We start from the raw sequence: 20,946 nt of genomic DNA on the forward strand, positions 1-20,946 counted from the left end.
AATTTCAATGTCCGATTCTTACACCGAACACTCCACCGAAGAATCCGTAACAGCCCTGCAGTCCAAAGCTGAATACGAAAACGCCATCAATCTTTCACAGCATGTGCCTGCGGCCAAGATCATCAGCGAGATGGTGCTGGACGCATTCCACACTTCCAAGGAAAGCGACCAGATCCGCGAATTGCGCGTGGCCATCCGCCAGGCCCACGACGCCTTCGACGACGACAAGGCCTACGACCTGATGGGCCAGCTCAAGCAACTCAAGGATGCCGAGGCCGCCGACAACATCGCCCTGGAGGATCTCAGCAGCAAGTTCTCGATCAGCCGCATTCTGTCCAGCTTCAAGGACGACCCCGAGTTCCAGGAACTGGTCTATGGCCTGGCCCTGAAGGTGCTGAACCAGTCTCACCAGGCCATCAGCAACCCCAGCGCCGGCAAGAGCAAGGCAGCACGCGCGAAGAAGGAAGCCGAAGTGTTTGTGATCAGCAAGGATGGCATCAGCGTCACCCTGCCACTGCGTACACCTCGCTCCAAGTTGAACGTTGACCGTGAGGCGCTGGAATTCCTGGGCTTTACGTTCGTGGGTGAAGGCAACGAAGCGGAACTGGAAACTGAAACCTTCGTCGACAACAGCGGCGTAGAGCAGCCGGTCACGCGCAAAAGCATCGTGACCGCGCTGCAACAACAAAGCGCCTTTGACGGTTACGCCATCACTGCGCAATAAGTGCGCGCAGGGTCACCAGGGCCTGCTCAACCTGGGCCTGGGTGACATGCCGGCCCACCGAGGCGCGCACGAAATGCGTCGCGCCGAGGTCCTTCAACAGCAGCGGTGTATGAGCGGCAGTGCCCGCCCACAGGTTGAGCCCCAGCTCGCGGGCCTGGCTGACAAACGCCTTGGCCGACAGGTTGTGCGGCACGAACGAGACAATCCCGGTCTGCTGGAACTGATCACACAGCAGCGTCAACTGCGGCAGGCGCCGTAGCTCTTGCGCCAGCAGCGCGTAGGGCTCGGTGCTCACCTTTGCTGCGACCTGCGCGTATTCACTCAACGCGGTGTGCAACCCCACTAACGCTGAAAAGCTCTTTTCTGCAATTTCCAGCACCCGAGCCCCGGACACCTCGATCCGATTGACCTGGCCATCCGTGCTGGCCGCGTGCAAGTCAGCGAAATTCAACACCAACTGGCTGAGCAGGCGTGGCGACACGTAGGCGATCCCACTGCCACGCGGCCCACAGAGAAACTTGCGGCCCGCGCCGGTCAACAAATCACAATGGATATCCCGCACGTCCAGCGGCAATTGCCCCAGCGACTGGCACGCGTCCACCACATACAGCGTGTTCGACTCTTTAAGCAGCGCGCCCAGGGCTTCCACCGGGTTGATCACGCCGCAGCACGACGGCAAGTGCGACACGCTGACCAGGAACACATCGTCGTCCAGATGACGTCGCACCCATTCCAGGTCCAGCGGGCTGGTGGCGGTGGTCGGGATCACTTCAACGCGAATATCGCGCGACAGCTTGAGGTAGTTGAAAAAGATCAGGTTCGCGGCGTACTCCGAGGTCGACACCCACACGCGCTTGCCACGGGGAAATTTCAGTTTGCCGAGGATGCTGGTCCAGGCTTCGGTGGCACTGCTGAAAAAACCGATGTCTGCAGGCTGTGCATTCAAGAGCCCGGCTGCCGCCCGATACAGGTCGACGTTGAGCAACTCGTCGTAGGCCAGTTCGGTCTCATAACTGCCCATCTGGGCTTCGATGGCCGTGAAGCGCTGGATCGCGTTCAGGGTGGCCGATGACATCAGGCCGGCACCGGCAGTGTTCAAATGCACGATATTCATTTCACGCTTCCTTGTTCCACAAAAGTGTCGAGCTTTTCATCACGCCCACCGCCACCGCGAACAGCAGCAATACGGTGCCGGCCAGCAGCCACGGCGAAGGCAAGGACGGCTGGGACACCAACATGAACGCCAGCGACGGGGTGATCATGACCCCGATGTTGACGCCCGCCGAGTAGTAACCGAGGTTGCGGTCCACGGTATGGCGACTGGAAATACTGCTGACGTAGTGGGTGATGCCGGGAAACACGATCATTTCGCCCAGGCTCCAGAGCACAGTGGCCACCAGCAGCAACGCGCCGATGTGACTGAACCCCATCAGGAAAAACCCCACGCCGGCCACCAGGAAACCGGCCACCAACGAGCGGCTGCTCGACAGGTGCGACATGCGTTGGTTGATCGGTACCTCGAACAGAATCACCAACAATGCATTGATAAAGAAAATGATGCCGACGTAGTAAGCCGGCAACTCGGTGTAATTGATGATGTAGGCCGACAGGAACGTCGGCGGCAACGCGTAGGCGATGTGCACCGGCAATGCCGCCAACAGGATCACCAGCAACCGCGACCGCTCATGCGGCGCGCTCTCCGGCAAGCCATTGCCCTTGCCGGCGAGCGTGGTCACCGGCGCCACCGGAACCGCGCGTCCAAACCGCAGGCAAGCGACGAACGAGACCAACGACAATGCGGCGTTGAGGTAGAACACCGCGTCGGCGTTGCTGAGGAAAATCAGACTGCCCAACAATGGCCCGATGGCCATGCCGATGTTGATGGCCAGACGGTTGCAGGAGAACGCCACTTTGCGCGTCTCACTGCTGCTGTGGGTGACGGTTTCGGAGAACGTCGCCGGCGTGAACGCCTCGTAACAGGCGCCCCACAGAAACGACAACACAAACAGCGCGGCCGTGTTGTCCACTGAAGGAATGATCAGCAACAGCACGGCATTGAGCAGCAACGAACCGAGGATCACCCGGTTGGCGGAAAACCGCTTGATCACCGCGCCGATGATCAAGTCCACAAACAGCGCACCCGCGCCGTACACCCCGACCAGCAAGCCAGCCGTGCCCGCCGACACGGCGTGCTGATGAATCAGGTACGCCGCATAGAAAGGGAACGCCATGGTGCCCATGCGGAACACCAGGGTAATCAGGAACAGCGACTGCAACCGACCGTTGAGCCCGCGTAACGCGCGATAGGTGCCCATCATCAGCGGATCACGTAAACGTTGTCTTTGTACTGGCGGATCTGCTCATAGTCCTTGTCGATATCGCGCTGGTTTTCCGATACCAGGAACACGCGCAGCGGGCTGCTGAGCAGGTCCACGGTCTTTTTCATCAACTTGCCAGCCTTGTATTTGACACTCAGTTTATGCACCGAGGGCAATGCCTCGATCAGGTGGATGGCGGCGTCATTGAAGCCGGTGACCTCACCTTGCAAGGTGGTATCGGTATTGATCACACAGGCTTCCTTGAGCTTGTGGTAGCGCTTGCCGGCATAACCGGCTTTGAACGCCTCACCGTCGCAGTACGCCAGGTAGGTGAGCTGCGCCTGGTTGCCGCCCAGGCTGATGTCATGGAACCTGGGTTCCATGTTGCCATTCAAGCGTGCGCCTACTTCCACCAGCGCAGGGCCGGCCTCGGTGAGGATCACTTCCGAATGGGCCGGGCCGTTGTTGATTCCCAGCGCCTTGAGCACCTGCACGATGTAGTCCACCAGCACGTTGGCCTCGGCGCTGTCCGGAGCAATCAGCACGTCGCGGTCGTAGATGTTCTTGCCACCGCTGATCTCACGCTTCACATAGCGCCAGATACCGCAGACATAGGTCTGCCCGTCACGGCTGACCGTGTCGACGATGTACTCCGGGCCCTTGAGGTAGGACTGACAAAGAATTTCGGTATTGGCCAGGCCGAAGATATCCAGGTTGGACACCACTTCCTCGCAGGCGCGTTTCACGTCGTCGACGTTGTGGCAGATCGACACGCCGTCGGTTGAAGCCGAGCTCAGCGGTTTGATTACGCAAGGGAACACTTGGCCGTCCTGCACCCAGGCCAGCAGCTCGGCAGGGTGGGCGGACTTGATTTGCCGCGCGGTCAGCAGGCCGGCGGCGGCCACTTTGTTGATCATCTCGAACTTGTCGCGACGTGCCCGGGAACCGGCACTGCCGTTGGAAGACGGCAGTTGCAGCTGTTCACTCAAGTAGTCAGCGAACGGCACGCCGGGTTCCTGGCCGGCGATCACGGCAATCACGTTGAACTCACGCAGGCGACGCACGACGTCTTCGGGGTTGCCGTTGAAAATCAGGTTGTGTTCGAACTCCGAAAGGTTCGGCCCCAGCATGCTCGGCATCAGTTCCGGCGTGCTCTGCACATGGATCAGGCCGATGCCCGCCTCATGGAAGAACTGCGGCAAAAAGTTACCGCTCGAATAGACATCGACCAACGCGACGTACTGCTTCATGAGAATGTCCTTTTCAGTAGTGATTGGCGGTTTCGGAAGGCCGTGGCGAGGCCACGTCATCCAGTGCCAGAAAAATATTCTGTGGGAACTCGGCCACGCGGTGCAGCAGGTGCAGGTACCAGTTGGTGCCGTAGACCGCTGAAACACGCGTCTTGACCTGACCTTGGTCCTTGACCGCCTTGATCAGCTCGGGGCGCACGCCGTGCAGCATCTCCAGCTCGCCTCGGCTGGCAATCCCGCTGGCGAGAATCTCCTTCACCAGCAACGGGTCTTGGGTGGCGAACGCGTAGTTCGTGCTGGCGCCGTTGATGCGGTCCAACAGCCCCAGGTAACGCTCGTTCAGTTGCGCACCGCGCGGCAAGGCAATAGCAGCAGGCTCTGCATAGACGCCCTTGACCAGGCGCACTTTGCAGCCCGTTGCGAGGACTTCCCCCAGGTCATCGGGCGTACGGTTCAACTGCGCCTGCAGGGTGATACCCAAGTTGGGAAAACGCGCACTCAGGTGCATGAAGATATCCAGGATCGAGTCGGTCCACTGGGACCGCTCCATGCTTAGGATCACACCGACCTCCTTGTCGGCTGCATGGGCAAGGATCTTCGAGCAGTTCTCGATCGCCAGTTCACGGGAAATGATCGTGCCGACGTTGGACAGGTCAAAACCCAGCTGTGGTGGCTCGGCCAGCGTGGGGTGCAGCGCCATCAGGTCGATCAGCTTCAAGTATTCGTCGGTGGCCGTGGTCACCTCGGCCAGGGTGGTGGCCTCTTCACCAACGTATTCGACGCCGGTGCGATAGCCTTTGCCTTGCAGGGCGGCCAGCTTGTCGAGCATCTCCAGGCGGTCTTCGGAAATGATGTAGCGCAAGGCGGCCGGGCGCAGGAAGTCGCGCAGCGTGTCACTGGCCAGGAACAGGTCGCGGTACGTCTTGTTCGCCGCCAGTTTCTTCAGGGCCAGGGTCGCCAGCAGGCTGTTGTCGATGTCATTCATGGCGTTAAACCCCGTAGGCCTGGTTCAGCATCCGACGTGCGAAGCTCGAATCATCAGTGTGGTTGGCAATCTTGTGAGCACGAAACTTGGCCGCGTAACTGAGCATGGTTTCCTTGTGGCGGCCATGGCGGTCACGGGTAAAGATGCCCGCCCACAGGTTGTCCCAACGCGCGTATTCCGGGTGCGACATCAGCAGCTCATGAGCCTTGCGCATGTTCCAGTGAGGAATGGCCGGGTGCAGGTGGTGCACGAGGTGGTAGTTGTCGTCATGGCGGCCGAAGAAGAAGTTCTCCAGGGCGTTGCCCTTGCGATTGCGGGTGAGCAGCAGCTTCTCGGTCTCAGCAGCCGGCAATGGGTAATGCTCGGCCAACTCGATGATCCAGCCCACGGCCACGGCGGTGGTGAACAGCGGCACCAGCCAGAACAGCAACAGTTGCGCGACAACACCGAACCAGGCGGCGACGGCGAAGATCACCGCCCAGTAAGCCCACAGCATGATGCGTTCGTTGCGGATGGTTTTATCCGCACCCTGGGCTTTGACGCGGTCTTTGATGATGTACCGGATGTACTGCACGGTCCGGTAGCCGGACAGCGCCAGCAAAACGTTCTTGAGGAAGAACTCACGTTCACTTTGCTGGACGTCGTACAGGCCGCACTGCAGGTGGAAGGCGTAGTCAGGGTCTTTTTCCGGATCGCCCAGGTGCACGTGGTGATTCTTGATGTGCGACGTGCTGTAGGACTGATGCAGGTGGAAGATCAGGTAGCCGGAGAGAAACGTGCCGGAGATCCAATTGATCACGCGGTTCTTGGCCAGCATCTTGTGCGCTGACTCGTGCAGCACATTCGCCAGGGCGCGTTGCGTGGTGCCGATCAGAAACAGCGAAACCGGGTAGAACCAGTAGCTGATGCCCAAGGACAGGTAGATGGCAAAGGCAATGATTGCGTAATCCTTACCCAACGCGATGGCCCAGTGATAGTTATCTTTTTTGCACAGGTGCTTGAGCATTCCGAAGGTTTCACGGGAAATGCCCGCGGCGTATTCGCCAGCAGATTCTTTGTTTTTATCGACCAGCATAATCACTCCATAATTAAGCGGCACGCTGCAACACCCGTCTCATTGCTGGGCAAAGGAATTTTTTCAGGTGGTGCGGCTATTGTTTTTTTTGCCTGAGCTAGACTCATCGGCTGCAAAAAAAACTAAAGCACCGCTCGATGGCGAACAAGCTGCCCTTTTAGACAGGTAGGCTGCGACGAGGCGCACGCGTAGACTCGCCGCTGAAAAATCACCGGCGAGCGTAGCGTTTATGAGGAGGGAAGCCTGTAGATCAGGCCTTTTCGCGGATGTACCCCAGGTTCAGGGCCTTGCGAATCGCCGACTTGCCGTTGGTAACGTCCAGCTTGCTGAAGATATTCTTCATATGAAACTTGACGGTACGCGGGCTCATTGAGGTCAGGACGGCTATTTCGTTGTAGGTCTTGCCCAGGCTGGTCCAGGACAACACTTCGGTTTCTCGTGGGGTCAGTACCGTTTCCTGTATCGGCGCAGGTGCGACCGTGGCGCAGCTTTCGAGGGCCTCGTCGTAGACCGAGACCAGCAGCATCTGCAGCTCACTTTTGTTGGCCAACACCGTGTCGCGAAACTGTTGGTCTTCACCGAAGCTGCACAGGTTGAGGATCGAGTAAAAGCCGCGGTTGCCATGCACGATAAAGCTCGCGCCCTCGCCCACCGGTGCACAGGGCCCAGGCACCGGCACCGCTTCTGCGGCAGGCGCGAGGATGTTTTCATCGCTCCAGAAAAAAGGTTTGACCCGCTCCTTGGACAAGGACAGCAGTTGGCCACGCTGGTAAAAATCGTCCGCCGAGTCGGAGCGGTCCAGCGCGTCGGGGTAATTGGTGATGATCTCTGCTTCATCCAGTGTCGGCCCACACTGATACACCTCGAAGTGCCCCAGGCCGCGCCGGGTCAGTTCGGCATCGAGCAATTGGCGCACATCGGCGGGCTGTATGGACATGGTGTTGCTGGATTGGCCATCGCTTCGCATGAATATCGTCCCTGATGAGTGACAACGTATGAGGCTAATGCTCTGACGGGAACGCTTCAATCCCGAAGCCTCTGGTCAGAGTCGACCCATACTGTAGGAAATATCTCTACACAAAGACAAGAATGAAACATGCCGTACAGGCCTTGTCCAGTGCTTCCTGGGCCGAGCCGACCATCAGCACGCAGTGGCCATTTGCGCTGCCGAGCGCCCAGGCTCAGGCCACCTGCGCGGCAAATACTTCGCGAAACCGCTGCATCTCCTGCTGACTGCCCACCGTCACCCGTACCCATTGCGGCCAGTCTTTCCAGACCCGCCCGATCAACACATTGTGTGCTGCGAGCTTTTCGATGACCTGTTGGGCCGGTTGCTTCACGTCGATCATGAAGCAGTTGCTGTGCGACGCGGTGCAGGCAAACCCCCGCCCCTTCAGCCACGCCACGGTCTCATCCCGCAACTGCGCGTTGAGCGCCTTGCGGTGGGGCAGCAGCTTGACGTCTTCCAGGCTCGCCCGGGCCCCGAGCAAGGTGGAGGCGGCTGGCACGTTGTCGCCGCCAAACACCGCCAGCCGTGCCAGCAGCGCGGGGTGGCCAATCGCCAAGCCCAGGCGCGCGCCGGCCATGCCGTAGATTTTCGAGAAGGTGCGCAGCACCAGCAAATCGTCGTGGTCCTTGACCCAGCTCACGCAGCTCGGCGCATCAGAGAAGTCGATGTACGCCTCGTCCACCACCAGCACGCTGCCTTTGGGCTTGTTCGCCAACGCCTGGCGGATCGCCTCGGTTGGCGTCAGGGTGCCGGTAGGGTTGTTGGGGTTGCACAGGTACAGCATGCCCGCCTGCGGGTCGGCGGCAAGCATGGCCGGCACGTCGTGCGCATGCTCGGCATTGAGGCTCACTTCGCGCACCGGCGCCTTCCACGACTCGGCGGCCTGGCGCGGTACTTCGTAGGACGGCGTGCCCATCACCAGCCCGCGTGTTTGGCTGGTAAACGCCAGCACGGCATAGCGCAACGCGGCCATGGAGCCGGCAAACACGGCGACCTGTTCTTCGTCGATGCCCTGCTGCTGGGCAAACAGCCCAGCCAAGGCGTACATGTGGCCATAGGGATACCGCCCGGAGATGGCCACCCCGCGCTGCATCGCCTCACGGGCAGCGCCTGAGGGGCCGTAGGGGCTTTCGTTGTAATTGAGCCGCACCTTGTCAGCGGGTGCCGGCGGCGGGCTGGCCACCGCCCAATCCAGGCGCCCCAGCACCGGCAAGGCCGCGCCAAAGGCGAGAAGTGACCGACGACTTACGGTGACCATGGAACTACTCCTTGTAGTCGTGTGTTGGATTCGCACAGCACGTACAGAGGAGTATGACGAGGCAGGTGTGGGCTGATTTAGTTCAGCTGCAACTTCTGCTTGAGGCTGTGCATCACATCGGCCTTGTTCTGCAGGTAGTCATTCAGGCCGCGAGCCCGCAAGTTGCATGCATCACAGTTACCGCAACCGCTGCCGAGGATGCCGTTGTAGCAGGTCAGGGTCTGGTGCTGAACCAGGTCCAACTGATTATGGTAATCCGCCAGGGCCCAGGTTTCGGCCTTGTTCAGCCACATCAGCGGGGTGTCCAGGCGCAGTGTGTACTCCATGCCCAGTTCAAGCGCCTTGTTCAGCGCTTTGACGAACTCATCGCGGCAATCGGGATAGCCTGAGAAATCGGTTTCGCACACCCCGGTAATGACGGTCTGCGCCTTTACCTGATAGGCGTAGATCGACGCCAGGGTCAGAAACAGAATATTGCGACCCGGCACAAAGGTGCTGGGCAGGCTGTCGCCTGAACTGTTCACGGTCGGCACCGGGATGTTGTCGCGGGTCAGGCTGCTGATGGCCAACTCGTTGAGCAGGGACACGTCCATGACTTTATGAACGGTAGCGCCCAACTGCTTGGCAAGCTTCTGGGCGACCTCGATTTCTGCCACATGGCGCTGGCCATAGTCGAAGGTAATGCAGTGAACTTCGTCATACAGCGGCAGTGCCTGGATCAGACAAGTCGTCGAGTCCTGCCCGCCACTGAATACGATAACGGCTTTTTTACTCATCGGTTTGCTTCCTGCATTTGTAGAATTCGGGAATAGTTTAAAGGCCACTCCATAAAAAACCCCGCGCTTCTTGCGAAGGCGGGGTTTTTTACTGCTCGATGACTCAGTGTGCGTAGGTCAGCAACAGCTCTTTCGGTACCTGGAAATCCAGGGACATCATCACGCTGAGCGCGGTGATGGTGAAGATCGAGAACACGAACAGCTTGCGCGCCCAGACGGTGTCATCCACCGCCTTGTAGCCGGTCCAGGCCATGTACAACCAGTACATGCCCATCGCGGCAGCGACGGCGAGGTAGCTCATGCCGGCATAGCCACTGAAGGTCAACATCAAGGTCGCCACGAGGAAGGCCAGGATGTAGAGCAGGATGTGTTTCTTGGCCACCTGGATGCCACGCTTGACCGGCAGAACCGGAATCGACGCAGCCAGGTAGTCATTGAAGCGGAAAATCGCGATGGCATAAGAGTGCGGCATCTGCCACAGGCTGAACATCACCAGCAGCACCAGCGCGGCCATGTCGAAGCTATTGGTCACAGCCACATAACCAATCACCGGCGGCATCGCCCCCGACAGACTGCCCACCAGCGTGCCGTGAACCGACTTGCGCTTGAGGTACAGGCTGTAAAGGCCGACGTAGATGACAAAGCCGATCACGGCAAACAGCGCCGCCAACGGGTTGGCCACCTTGTACAACAACACGACGCCGGCAACACCCAGGACGGTCGCGAACAGCAGTGCCAGTTTCAGGGAGATAAGGCCCTGGACCAGCACGCGGTTCTTGGTGCGTTCCATCTTGATATCGATGTCGCGGTCAATGCAGTTGTTGAATACACAACCGGAAGCTACCACCAGGGAGGTGCCGATCATTGCAGCCAGGAAGATGGCCAGATCGACATGTCCCTTGGAGGCCAGGAAGAAACCGCCTGCCACAGAAAGCACGTTACCGAAAATGATCCCCGGTTTGGTGATTTGGATAAAGTGCTTAAGCGACATCGGGTCTTACCTCACTTCGCCATCATGAACGTGTGGATGCTGAACATGATCCATATCGACAGACCAACCAGCAGCAGGATCACAAGGCCTGCGAACACAAACGCAATCACGTTATCGCGCTGCTCTTTGGAACGATCCAGGTGCAGGAAGTACACCAGGTGAACCAGAACCTGAATCACCGCGAACGCCAGAACGATCATCAACGTGATGGACTTCGGCAGGGTCGGGTACATCACCAGACCAAACGGGATGAGCGTCAGGATTACCGACAGGATGAAGCCGATGGCGTACGACTTGACGCTGCCGTGGCTCGCATCATGGCTGTCATGGTCATGGGAGTGTGCATTAGCCATTACAGGGTCCCCATCAGGTAAACAACGGTGAAGACGCAGATCCAGACCACGTCCAGGAAGTGCCAGAACAGGCTCAGGCAGCTCAGGCGAGTCTTGTTGGTGTTGGTCAGGCCGTGTTTATTGACCTGATACATCATCACCGCCATCCACAGCAGGCCGGCAGATACGTGCAGACCGTGGGTGCCTACCAGCGTGAAGAACGCGGACAGGAAGCCGGAACGGTGCGGGCCGTAGCCTTCGGAGATCAGCAGGTGGAACTCGTTGATCTCCATGCCGATGAAGCCCAGGCCGAACAGGAAGGTCAGTGCCAACCAGCTCAGTACGCCTTTCTTGCTGCCCTTGTAGAAGGCCAGCATGGCGAAGCCGTAGGTGATCGAACTGAACAACAGCAAGGCGGTTTCGCCGAGCACGTAAGGCAGTTCGAAGATGTCGTGGCCCGACGGGCCACCCGCTACGTTGTTTACCAGTACCGCGTACACCGCGAAGATCGACGCAAACAAGATGCAGTCGGTCATCAAGTAGAGCCAGAAACCGAATACGGTCATTGGCCCCGAGTCGTGGTGATGGTCATCGTGCCCATGGTCATCGACATGGGCGTGTCCAGCATTGGTCACTAAGTTCGACATGGTTTAAGCCTGTTCCAACGAGGTTTCTACACGGTTGGCCGGGATTTTCTTCTCGGCTACCAGGCGAGCGTGTTGCTCGGCTTCGATGCGCTCGATCGTTTCGACCGGCACCATGTAGCCTTGATCATCACGGGCAGCGTGAATGATGAAGTAACCGATGGTGCCTGCCAGGCCCACGATTGCCAGCCACCAGATGTGCCAGATCATCGCGAAACCGAACACGGTCAACAGCGCGCCCATCACCACGCCAGTGGCGGTGTTGTTCGGCATGTGGATCGGCTCGTAATGCTTGGGTTGCTGGTACGCAGTACCGTCTTCCTTCGCTTCGGTGAACGCATCGATCGTGTTCGCAGTAGGAATCACAGCGAAGTTGTAGAACGGAGGTGGCGACGAGGTCGACCATTCCAGGGTGTGGCCATTCCATGGGTCGCCGGATTCGCAAGCGTTCTGCTTACGGTCACGGATACTCACGTACAGCTGGATCAGCTGGCAGGCGATACCGGCAGCGATCATCAACGCACCGAACATGGCGACGTACAGGTACGGCACCCACTCAGGGTTGGTGGTGGCGTTCAGACGACGGGTCATGCCCATGAAGCCCAGTGCATAGAGCGGCATGAACGCGACGAAGAAGCCCGAGATCCAGAACCAGAATGCAGCTTTGCCCCAGCCTTCGTGCAGCTTGAAGCCGAACGCTTTCGGGAAGTAGAAGCTGAAACCAGCGATGTAACCGAATACAGCACCACCGATGATCACGTTGTGGAAGTGAGCGATCACGAACAGGCTGTTGTGCAGTACGAAGTCAGCACCCGGGATGGCCAGCAGTACGCCGGTCATACCGCCGATTGCGAAGGTCACCATGAAGCCCAGGGTCCACAGAACCTGGCTGGTGATACGCAGACGGCCGTGGTAGATGGTGAATAGCCAGTTGAATAGCTTCACCCCCGTCGGGATGGAAATCAGCATCGTCGCCAGGCCGAAGAAGGCGTTGACGCTGGCCCCCGAGCCCATGGTGAAGAAGTGGTGCAGCCACACCATGAAGCCCAGTACAGAGATCGCGCCCGATGCGTAAACCATCGAGTGGTGACCGAACAGGCGCTTGCCGGTAAAGGTCGAGATCACTTCAGAGAAGATACCGAACGCTGGCAGGATCAGGATGTACACCTCAGGGTGACCCCATGCCCAGAACAGGTTCACGTACATCATCGGATTGCCACCAAGTTCATTGGTGAAAATGTGGAAATCCAGGTAACGGTCAAGCGACAGCAGCGCCATGGTAGCGGCCAGGATCGGGAACGAAGCCACGATCAGGACGTTGGCCCAGGTGCAGGTCCAGGTGAAGATCGGCATGTCCATCAGTTTCATGCCAGGGGCGCGCATTTTCAGGACGGTGGCCAGGAAGTTGACCCCCGTCAGTGTCGTCCCGAGTCCTGATAACTGTAGCGCCCAGATGTAGTAGTCCACACCCACGCCCGGACTGTACTGGATGCCCGACAGCGGCGGATACGCAACCCAACCGGTCTTGGCGAATTCGCCGACGCCCAGGGACAGGTTGATCAGTACCACGCCGGAAACCAGCAGCCAGAAGCTCAAGGAGTTCAGGAACGGATAGGCAACGTCACGCGCACCGATCTGCAGCGGCAAGGCAAGGTTCATCAAGCCGGTGAAGAATGGCATCGCCATGAAGATGATCATGATCACACCGTGAGCGGTGAAGATCTGGTCATAGTGTTCAGGCGGCAGGTAGCCAGGCGAACCCTCGGTGGCCATGGCCAACTGGGTACGCATCATGATGGCGTCGGCAAAACCACGCAGCAGCATGACCATGGCAACGATGACGTACATGACACCGATTTTTTTGTGGTCGACAGAGGTCAACCACTCGGTCCACAGGTAGGTCCACTTCTTGAAATACGTGATTGCAGCAAACAGTGCCAGACCACCCAGCGCGATCATGGCGATGGTCACCATCACGATCGGCTCGTGGAACGGGACCGCATCCCAACTTAATTTACCAAACATCGTTTACTCCTCTGCCCCAGCAGTTGAATGCGAGCCCGTGTCAGAACCTTCAACCGCGGCCACTTCTTTCTTCTCGTGCTTGACCGGCTTGCCTGGCTTCATACCTTCGTACTTGTCGACGATTTTCTGAAACAGGTCCGGCGTGTACGCGGAGTACAGAGTGGCTGGGTTGTTCTGGCTTGGTTTGGCAAGAGCATCGTATTCAGCTTGATCAAGCTGTTTAGGTGCGGCCTTGACTTTGGCTACCCAGGCGTCGAAATCTTCCTGGCTCGTCGAGATCGCTTTGAATTTCATGCCGGTGAAGCCAGCGCCGCTATAGTTGGCGGAGATGCCTTCCATTTCAGCTTTCTGGTTGGCGATCAGGTGCAGCTTGGTCTGCATGCCTGCCATCGCGTAGATCTGGCCGCCCAGAGCAGGGATGAAGAACGAGTTCATCACAGCGTCGGAGGTGATCTTGAAGTTCAGCGGAGTGTGCTCCGGGAACTGGATTTCGTTAACAGTGGCGATACCCAGGTCCGGGTAGATGAACAGCCACTTCCAGTCCAGCGCGACAACTTCGATGTTGATCGGCTTGACGTCGGATTCCAGCGGACGGTACGGGTCCAGTGCGTGGGTGGACTTGTAGGTCACATAACCCAGGGCAATGATGATGAGGATCGGCACCAGCCACACTGCGATTTCGATCTTGGTGGAGTGCGACCACTTCGGCGCGTAGGTAGCGCTGGTGTTCGACGCGCGGTATTTCCAGGCGAAGGCGAAGGTCATGATGATCACGGGGACCACGACCAGCAGCATCAGCAGGGTGGCCGTGATGATCAGGTTTCGTTCATCCAGACCGACCTGTCCTTTTGGGTCGAGCAAGGTCCACTTGCAGCCTCCCAGCATTAACAACATGCCAAGCAGCGGCAAAAAGCCTAGTAATCGGGGGTACCTGTTTTTACTCATCTCACGACCTCTAAAGCAGCTTGCGCAATGCAGTTGGGTTTTGATCGCCAACACTTCACCCTGCCAAGGGTTGGCATTTCTCTTCGATTGAATAAGAGCCTGCCCGGCACGCCATACATGGACGTTTCACGGACCTGCGGTGAGTTCTTATTCGATTTCGTGGCTAAAGGCCTTGTTACAGACCAATTCCATTTGGTGCGGATAGTTGAAAGGCTGCCGGAACCTGGGGTCGCACAGAGCCATCCATCTGCCCCTCGACCGCTCCAATGCTCAAATATTGAACAGCACCGGACATTCAGTGCGGGCGATTGTAGTTAGCTAGCGATGTATAAACCATGTCTTATAAAGAAATAATTTTTATCGATTCCAGCAACAATCCTTCACCAATCTTGCAAAGGTTCGGGATCTTATCGTGTTCGATTCTCAACAAAAACCACAAAAATTGCCGTGTTATTGCGTGAGGGCGCCCTTCCCTTACACCTTGTAAGGGCATGCAAAACGTATCCAAGTCCCCATAAAACAAGGCATTCGGACATCACCGAATGATGCGAACGGTGCGACGTTCGCGGCACCGCTCAATCGACGAACTGACAGCACATCTTGGCCGTTTTATGCAAATTTATGGGCCGGTGCGGCGCGTCAGAAACGTCCTGCGACAGCGTCCGTGTGACAACATGTCGCACGCTGCGCGCACCTCAAGTTGCCCTTCGTCACGTCCCTTTCACAAAACCCTACATACAAAAACACCCCGTCCTTCGATTAAGCAAGAAAAGGGCGTTTCAGTGGGTCGGGTCAGGCCGTGCGTTGGCGATTGCGATAGATGCCCAGCGGAACCAGGATCACCGTCAGCACAAACGCTACCAGCGCCCACTGTGCCAGGGACAGGCCAAGGATCGGCGGGTATGGCGTGCTGCAAAAGCCATCAACCTGGAAGCCCAGTGGAAAGACTTTGGCCAGCGGCAAGTCATCGACAATCGGCTGCAGGACATCGATGCCACAGCTGACCGCAGGGAAAAACTGCGTGTACACATGATGGCCGGCCGCAGCCACGCCGCCCAAGGCGCTGAGGACCACCAGCCCTTCAAAGAAGGTGACCGCGCCTTTGCGGCGCATGGCCGCACCGAGGAACGCGAACACCGCGATCAACAGCAAGGCGTAGCGCTGCAGGATGCACAGCGGGCATGGCGCCTCGCCCAGTACCACCTGCATGTACAACGCACCGCCAATCAGCGCCAGGCAGATGATGCCCAGCAACACCAGAAAGCGCCGCTCCCTGCCTAAACGCAATTCGTCACTCATCCCCGTTTCCCTTTGCCTGATTATGGTTGTGCCTGATGGCCGCAAGTTTACACACAGGGGATGGTTAAAACAGAGAGGGGTTAACGGCGGATTAATCGGGAGGAATGTTGCGGCCGTGCGGACGCCATCGCGGGCAAGCCCGGCTCCCACAGTGGATTGCCTTTCCATGTGGGAGCCGGGCTTGCCCGCGATGGTGCCGCTTCGGTGCGCCGGTTAAACCTTATTCCAGGGCCGCTGCCGGGCCGAAGAATTCGTAACGCGCCTGTTTGTCCGGCACACCGAGGGCTTTGAGGTGGCGCTTGATCGCTGCCATGAAGCCTTTAGGGCCGAGGAAGTAGGCGTCAAGGTCACGCTGCTCGGGCAACCACGCCGCCAGTTGCGCCTGGCTCAGCATCCCGACTTTGTCGGCCGCCGGGCTCACGCCATCGTCTTCTGCGTAGCAATAGAAGCGTTTGAGTTGCGGGTGCTTGGCCGCCAGGGCGTCGACCCAGTCACGGAATGCATGCACCCCGCCGTTACGCGCGCAGTGGATAAAGTGCACCGGGCGCTCGGTGGCCAGGGCTGCCTCAAGCATCGGCAGCGTCGGTGTGATGCCCACCCCGCCGCTGATCAGCACCAGTGGCTTGTCGCTGGCGACCAGGGTGAATTCGCCCGATGGCGGGAACAGGTCGAGCGTCGCGCCGACGTGCATCTGGTCATGCAGGTAGTTGGAGACTCGCCCACCGGCCTCGCGCTTGACGCTGATGCGGTACAGCCCCGCGTCGCTCAGGGCCGACAAGGAATAATTGCGGCGCACTTCTTCGCCATCGATCATCAGCTTCATGCCGATGTACTGGCCCGGCGCGGCCGCCAGGATCGGGCCGTTATCCACCGGGGCAAAATAGAACGAAATGATCTCGTTGCTCTCCTCCACGCGCTTGACCAACTGGAACGGCCGCGCACCGCGCCAGCCGCCCGGGGCCTGGGCCTTTTCGTCGTAGATGGCGGCTTCGGCGCCAATCAGGATATCGGCCAGTTGGCCGTAGGCGGCGCCCCAGGCGCTCAGCACCTCGGGCGTGGCAATCTCGCTGCCCAGCACCTCGGAAATGGCCCGCAGCAGGCACGTCCCCACAATCGGGTAGTGCTCCGGCAGGATTTGCAGGGCCACGTGCTTGTTGATGATCTTCGCGACCAGATCGCCCAACTGGTCCAACTGATCGATATGCCGCGCATACATCAGCACGCCATTGGCCAAGGCGCGGGGCTGGTCGCCGTTGGCCTGATTGGCCTGGTTGAACAGCGGGCGGACGTCCGGGTACTCGCTGAGCATCATGCGGTAGAAGTGCGTGATCAGCGCTTCGCCGCCGCTTTCCAGCAGGGGCACAGTGGATTTGACGATGGCACGGTCTTGGGCACTAAGCATGGCAGACTCCTGGGTCTTTTTACTGATTACCCTTAGGTACTCAGTATTCGTGCCAACTTATAAACCGTTATTTTTCAATGAGTTAAATATAGTGTAGTCAATATGACTTTCTACGCTTTATAGTCATAAGGACTACAAGGAGTCATTATGACTGCACAATCGCTGCTCACTACCCTGCTGCCTCTGGTTGCCGACTTGTCGCGCGACCTGCCTGAAGGCGAGCGCTACCGACGCCTGTTACAGGCCATGCGCGCGCTGCTGCCGTGCGATGCCGCCGCGCTGTTGCGCCTGGACGGTGAATGGCTGGTGCCGTTGGCGGTGGACGGTTTGAGCGCCGACACCCTCGGCCGACGCTTCAAGGTCAGCGAGCACCCACGCTTTGCGGTGTTGCTGAGCAGCCCCGGCCCTACCCGCTTTGACGCCGACAGCGAACTGCCAGACCCTTACGATGGTTTGGTCGATGGCCTGCACGGCCACCTGCAAGTGCACGACTGCATGGGTTGCCCGCTGTTTATCGACGACAAACCCTGGGGCCTGCTGACCCTTGATGCGCTGGACACCGAGCGCTTCGAACGTGTCGAACTCGACGCCCTGCAAGCCTTCGCCAGCCTGGCAGCGGCCACCGTCAACGTCGCCGAACGCATCGAGCGCTTGGCCTTGCGCGCCGACGATGAGCACCAGCGCGCCGAGATCTACCGCCAGGCCAGCGGCCAGCAGCACAAGGAAATGATTGGCCAGAGCAAGGCCCACAAGCACCTGGTCGAGGAAATCAAGCTGGTGGGCGGCAGCGACCTGACCGTGTTGATTACCGGCGAAACCGGCGTCGGCAAGGAACTGGTCGCCCAGGCCCTCCACGCCGCGTCGCCGCGTGCAGACAAACCCCTGATCAGCCTCAACTGCGCCGCACTCCCGGAAACCCTGGTGGAAAGCGAGCTGTTCGGCCATGTGCGCGGCGCCTTTACGGGTGCGCTGAACGAGCGCCGCGGCAAATTCGAATTGGCCAATGGCGGCACGCTGTTTCTGGATGAAGTGGGCGAGTTGTCGCTGACCGTGCAGGCCAAGCTGTTGCGCGTGCTGCAAAGCGGCCAACTGCAGCGCCTGGGCTCGGACAAGGAGCATCAAGTGGACGTGCGCCTGATCGCCGCCACCAACCGCGACCTGGCCGAAGAGGTGCGCAACGGCCGCTACCGTGCCGACTTTTATCACCGCCTGAGCGTGTACCCGCTGCAAGTACCGGCGCTGCGTGAACGCGGGCGTGACGTGTTATTGCTGGCGGGCTTTTTCCTTGAGCAGAACCGTTCACGCATGGGCCTGGGCAGCCTGCGCCTGACCAGCGACGCGCAGGCGGCGCTGCTGGCTTACAACTGGCCGGGCAATGTGCGGGAGCTGGAACATTTGATCGGACGCAGCGCGCTAAAAGCCCTGGGAAACTGTCGCGAACGTCCGAAGATCCTGAGCCTGAGTGCCCAAGACCTGGACCTGCCCGACGTCAGCGCGCCGCCGGCAATCGAAGCACCGGCCGACGTGGCCCCGGTTGTCACCGGCGACCTGCGCCAGGCCACCGAGCACTACCAGCGCCAAGTCATCAGCGCCTGCCTGGAGCGCCACCAGCACAACTGGGCCAGCGCCGCCCGCGAACTGGGACTCGACCGCGCCAACCTCGGCCGCATGGCCAAACGTCTGGGTCTCAAATAGGACGATCACCCCAGCCCGAACGCAGGAACAACTCGCTCCAATGTGGGAGCTGGCTTGCCTGCGATAGCGGTGTACCTGCCGGCTCATCCACTTACCGCCATCGCCGGCAAGCCAGCGCCCACATCAGATTTGCTTTGCCTTGAGCATCGGGTTCACAGGCTGGCTCGGTTTAACCTTACGAAACACCAACACATTCCCCAGCATCACCAGCACCAGCCCCATCAACGCCGGTGCCGTCCACTGATACCCCTCGGCAAACGCCGACACATTCAGCGCCACCACCGGAAACAGCACTGTGCAATACGCCGCGCGCTCCGGGCCCATTCGGCCCACCAACGTGAGGTAGGCGGTAAAACCAATCACCGACCCCGGAATCACCAGGTACCACAGCGCCCCGACGTAACGCGCACTCCAATCCATGTCGAACGGTATCCCGCGCACCGCGCAATAGGTCGCCAGCATCACCGAACCGTAGGCCATGCCCCAGGCATTGGTGGTCAACGGCTTGAGCCCGGCCTTCTGCTGCAGGCTCGACAGCAGGTTGCCGGCCGAAAAACACATCGTCCCCAACAGCGCCAAGCCCAAGCCCAGCAACGTCTGCGGGCTGGCGGTGTGCCCGACCAGCTCCGGCCAGAACAGAAAACCCAGGCCGATTAATCCAAGCGCGCCGCCCATCAACACGTTGCGCGCCACTCGCTGACCGAAAAACACCCGCGCATTGAGGGCATTCCACAGCGTGGCCGTGGAAAACACCACCGCCACCAGGCCACTGGGAATCCATTGGCTGGCCGTCAGAAAGCACATGAAGTTGACGCAAAACAGGCACACGCCCTGGGCGAGGCAAATCAAGTGCCCGCGCCGGTTCATCACCTGCAATTTGCGGCTGAGCAGCAACAGCGCAAACAGCACCAGCGCGGCCAGGCCAAAGCGATAGACAATCGACACGGGAATCGCCACGACGCCCAATTGCCACTTGAGGGCGATCCAGGTGGTGCCCCAGATCAGCACGGTGAGTAAGTACAGGAAAAGGTTCATAGCGGGCTCCGTCGATTGAGCCACAGTGTTGCCCGCAGACCGGCTCGCGCTCTTGCACATTCTTGCGCTTTTGTCGGGCGGCAGGATCACAGCACCCGCGCCGCGGAGTAGGATGCAAGGCGTCGGAGAGAACAACCATGCCAGAGCTGGAATCCCTGCAAGTCTTTCAAGCCCTTAACCGCTCGCCCAACGCACGCCTCGAAGCCTGCGCCGAGCTCGGTGACGGCTTGTCTGCGGCGTTGTGGAGCAACCATCACGACGCTCAGGACTACCAGGCGCCCACCCACCACACCTTGTCCTGCTACATCGGCGGCGGCACCGGCACCTTTCGCCGTGATCAGCCCGGCACCAAAGGGGGCCCCGACAAACTCTGCATCCTGCCGGCCGAGCATCAGTCAGCCTGGGTGATCAATGGTGAAATTCGCCTGGCCCATGTGTACTTCAGCCCGGAGCAATTTGCCCTCGGCTGCGTCACCCTGCTGGACCGCGAACCGCGCGAATTGCAATTGCGCGAAAGCACCTTTCTGGAAGACGCCAGCCAGGCCCGGCGCTTTCACCAGTTGATCGCCCTCAACTGGCACGAGCCCGCCGAGCGTCTGCTGACCAGCAGCCTGGCCCATGAAATGCTCAGCCACACCTTGCTCAGCCAAGTTGGCGCGCGCGACGGTCTGCGTTTGAAAGGCGGATTGGCCGCGCATCAGCGCCGGCTGTTAGTGGACTACATCGACCATCACCTCGAAGACCCGATCAGCCTGGGGCAATTGGCCGGGATGTGCGCGCTGTCCGAATACCATTTCGCGCGGATGTTCCGCCAAAGCTTCGGCCTGCCGCCCCATCAATACCTGCTGGCGCGACGCTTGGCCCGCGCTCAAAGCCTGCTGCGTGCCGGGACGCTACCCCTGAGCGACATTGCCTGGATGTGCGGCTTCTCCAGCGCCAGCCACTTCACCCATCGCTTTCGCCAAGCCATGGGCGCCACACCCAGCGAATACCGCCAAGCCTTCCACGCCTAAACACAACCCCTCCAGCCGCCCCGCCCCCGTGGCGAGCGGGCTTGCCCCGCGTTGGGCTGCGCAGCAGCCCTAAAACAGCCGCCACCCTCCACCAGGAAAATCTCAATGCCCTTACAGGGCCGCTGCGCAGCCCAACGCGGGAAAAGCCCGCTCCCCACGAAAGCGTGAGA

General features: G+C 59.5%; 20 protein-coding genes. 4 read left to right on the forward strand and 16 right to left on the reverse strand.

Annotated features, from left to right (window positions below):
• Positions 1-7 precede the first annotated feature (7 nt).
• Entirely contained in the window at positions 8-724 is a 717-nt protein-coding gene (locus tag NTD89_RS23350; protein WP_145164252.1) for a hypothetical protein, read from the forward strand.
• On the opposite strand, the gene NTD89_RS23355 is transcribed toward NTD89_RS23350, so the two are convergent.
• The 13 genes from NTD89_RS23355 to cyoA all read right to left on the reverse strand — a co-directional run bounded on the left by NTD89_RS23355 (position 711) and on the right by cyoA (position 14,332).
• Positions 711-1,838, reverse strand: a complete 1,128-nt coding sequence (locus NTD89_RS23355; protein ID WP_262209942.1) for an aminotransferase class V-fold PLP-dependent enzyme — start codon at positions 1,836-1,838, stop codon at positions 711-713. The two genes, NTD89_RS23350 and NTD89_RS23355, sit on opposite strands and share 14 nt — an antisense overlap.
• Position 1,839: 1 nt before the next feature.
• Positions 1,840-3,042 carry an MFS transporter gene (locus NTD89_RS23360; protein WP_106578240.1) on the reverse strand — a complete coding sequence of 401 codons (1,203 nt, stop codon included), beginning with the start codon at positions 3,040-3,042 and terminating at the stop codon, positions 1,840-1,842.
• Positions 3,042-4,292: an ATP-grasp domain-containing protein gene (locus NTD89_RS23365; RefSeq protein WP_262209944.1), complete on the reverse strand. Its 1,251-nt coding sequence runs from the start codon at positions 4,290-4,292 to the stop codon at positions 3,042-3,044. The genes NTD89_RS23360 and NTD89_RS23365 overlap by 1 nt, the downstream gene beginning before the upstream one ends.
• A gap of 13 nt (positions 4,293-4,305) precedes the next feature.
• Positions 4,306-5,277: a proline dehydrogenase family protein gene (locus NTD89_RS23370; RefSeq protein ID WP_262209945.1), complete on the reverse strand. Its 972-nt coding sequence runs from the start codon at positions 5,275-5,277 to the stop codon at positions 4,306-4,308.
• A 4-nt stretch (positions 5,278-5,281) separates the two neighbouring features.
• Entirely contained in the window at positions 5,282-6,352 is a 1,071-nt protein-coding gene (locus NTD89_RS23375) for a fatty acid desaturase family protein (protein WP_262209946.1), read from the reverse strand.
• 250 nt (positions 6,353-6,602) lie between these two features.
• Entirely contained in the window at positions 6,603-7,319 is a 717-nt protein-coding gene (locus NTD89_RS23380) for a helix-turn-helix transcriptional regulator (protein ID WP_242201075.1), read from the reverse strand.
• A 214-nt stretch (positions 7,320-7,533) separates the two neighbouring features.
• Complete coding sequence (locus NTD89_RS23385) at positions 7,534-8,619, reverse strand: pyridoxal phosphate-dependent aminotransferase (RefSeq protein ID WP_262209948.1); 1,086 nt, start codon at positions 8,617-8,619, stop codon at positions 7,534-7,536.
• 77 nt (positions 8,620-8,696) lie between these two features.
• Entirely contained in the window at positions 8,697-9,395 is a 699-nt protein-coding gene (gene queC / locus NTD89_RS23390; RefSeq protein WP_106578234.1) for a 7-cyano-7-deazaguanine synthase QueC, read from the reverse strand.
• 103 nt (positions 9,396-9,498) lie between these two features.
• The gene (gene cyoE, locus NTD89_RS23395; protein WP_106578233.1) at positions 9,499-10,386 is read right to left on the reverse strand and encodes a heme o synthase; all 888 of its coding nucleotides are present in this window, start codon (positions 10,384-10,386) and stop codon (positions 9,499-9,501) included.
• A gap of 11 nt (positions 10,387-10,397) precedes the next feature.
• Positions 10,398-10,739 carry a cytochrome o ubiquinol oxidase subunit IV gene (gene cyoD / locus NTD89_RS23400; protein ID WP_010206434.1) on the reverse strand — a complete coding sequence of 114 codons (342 nt, stop codon included), beginning with the start codon at positions 10,737-10,739 and terminating at the stop codon, positions 10,398-10,400.
• Positions 10,739-11,365 (reverse strand): cytochrome o ubiquinol oxidase subunit III, encoded by a 627-nt coding sequence (locus NTD89_RS23405; protein ID WP_056858318.1) that lies wholly within the window; start codon positions 11,363-11,365, stop codon positions 10,739-10,741. The genes cyoD and NTD89_RS23405 overlap by 1 nt, the downstream gene beginning before the upstream one ends.
• 3 nt (positions 11,366-11,368) lie before the next feature.
• A complete protein-coding gene (cyoB, locus tag NTD89_RS23410; RefSeq protein ID WP_145164269.1) occupies positions 11,369-13,387 on the reverse strand; it encodes a cytochrome o ubiquinol oxidase subunit I in 2,019 nt (672 codons plus the stop codon).
• Positions 13,388-13,390: 3 nt separating this feature from the next.
• A complete protein-coding gene (gene cyoA / locus NTD89_RS23415) occupies positions 13,391-14,332 on the reverse strand; it encodes a ubiquinol oxidase subunit II (RefSeq protein ID WP_119736759.1) in 942 nt (313 codons plus the stop codon).
• 27 nt (positions 14,333-14,359) lie between these two features.
• On the opposite strand from cyoA, the gene NTD89_RS29415 reads away from it, so the two are divergent.
• Positions 14,360-14,650, forward strand: a complete 291-nt coding sequence (locus NTD89_RS29415; protein WP_145164271.1) for a hypothetical protein — start codon at positions 14,360-14,362, stop codon at positions 14,648-14,650.
• Between the two features lie 474 nt (positions 14,651-15,124).
• Here the strand turns inward: NTD89_RS29415 and NTD89_RS23420 are convergent, their stop codons facing one another.
• Together NTD89_RS23420 and hmpA are read right to left on the reverse strand one after the other, a co-directional pair.
• Positions 15,125-15,631 (reverse strand): disulfide bond formation protein B, encoded by a 507-nt coding sequence (locus NTD89_RS23420; protein ID WP_145164273.1) that lies wholly within the window; start codon positions 15,629-15,631, stop codon positions 15,125-15,127.
• A gap of 220 nt (positions 15,632-15,851) precedes the next feature.
• Positions 15,852-17,033, reverse strand: coding sequence for an NO-inducible flavohemoprotein (gene hmpA, locus NTD89_RS23425; RefSeq protein WP_262209952.1), 1,182 nt, complete (start codon positions 17,031-17,033; stop codon positions 15,852-15,854).
• 147 nt (positions 17,034-17,180) lie between these two features.
• Between hmpA and norR the strand changes: the two genes are divergently transcribed.
• Entirely contained in the window at positions 17,181-18,728 is a 1,548-nt protein-coding gene (norR, locus tag NTD89_RS23430) for a nitric oxide reductase transcriptional regulator NorR (protein WP_145164277.1), read from the forward strand.
• A 123-nt stretch (positions 18,729-18,851) separates the two neighbouring features.
• Here the strand turns inward: norR and NTD89_RS23435 are convergent, their stop codons facing one another.
• Positions 18,852-19,763 (reverse strand): DMT family transporter, encoded by a 912-nt coding sequence (locus NTD89_RS23435; RefSeq protein WP_242201089.1) that lies wholly within the window; start codon positions 19,761-19,763, stop codon positions 18,852-18,854.
• A gap of 137 nt (positions 19,764-19,900) precedes the next feature.
• Here NTD89_RS23435 and NTD89_RS23440 point away from each other — a divergent pair, with 137 nt between their 5' ends.
• Complete coding sequence (locus NTD89_RS23440; RefSeq protein ID WP_262209954.1) at positions 19,901-20,776, forward strand: helix-turn-helix domain-containing protein; 876 nt, start codon at positions 19,901-19,903, stop codon at positions 20,774-20,776.
• The last annotated feature ends 170 nt before the right edge of the window (positions 20,777-20,946 follow it).

The organism is Pseudomonas sp. 14P_5.3_Bac1 (assembly GCF_025466135.1).
Lineage (GTDB): Bacteria > Pseudomonadota > Gammaproteobacteria > Pseudomonadales > Pseudomonadaceae > Aquipseudomonas.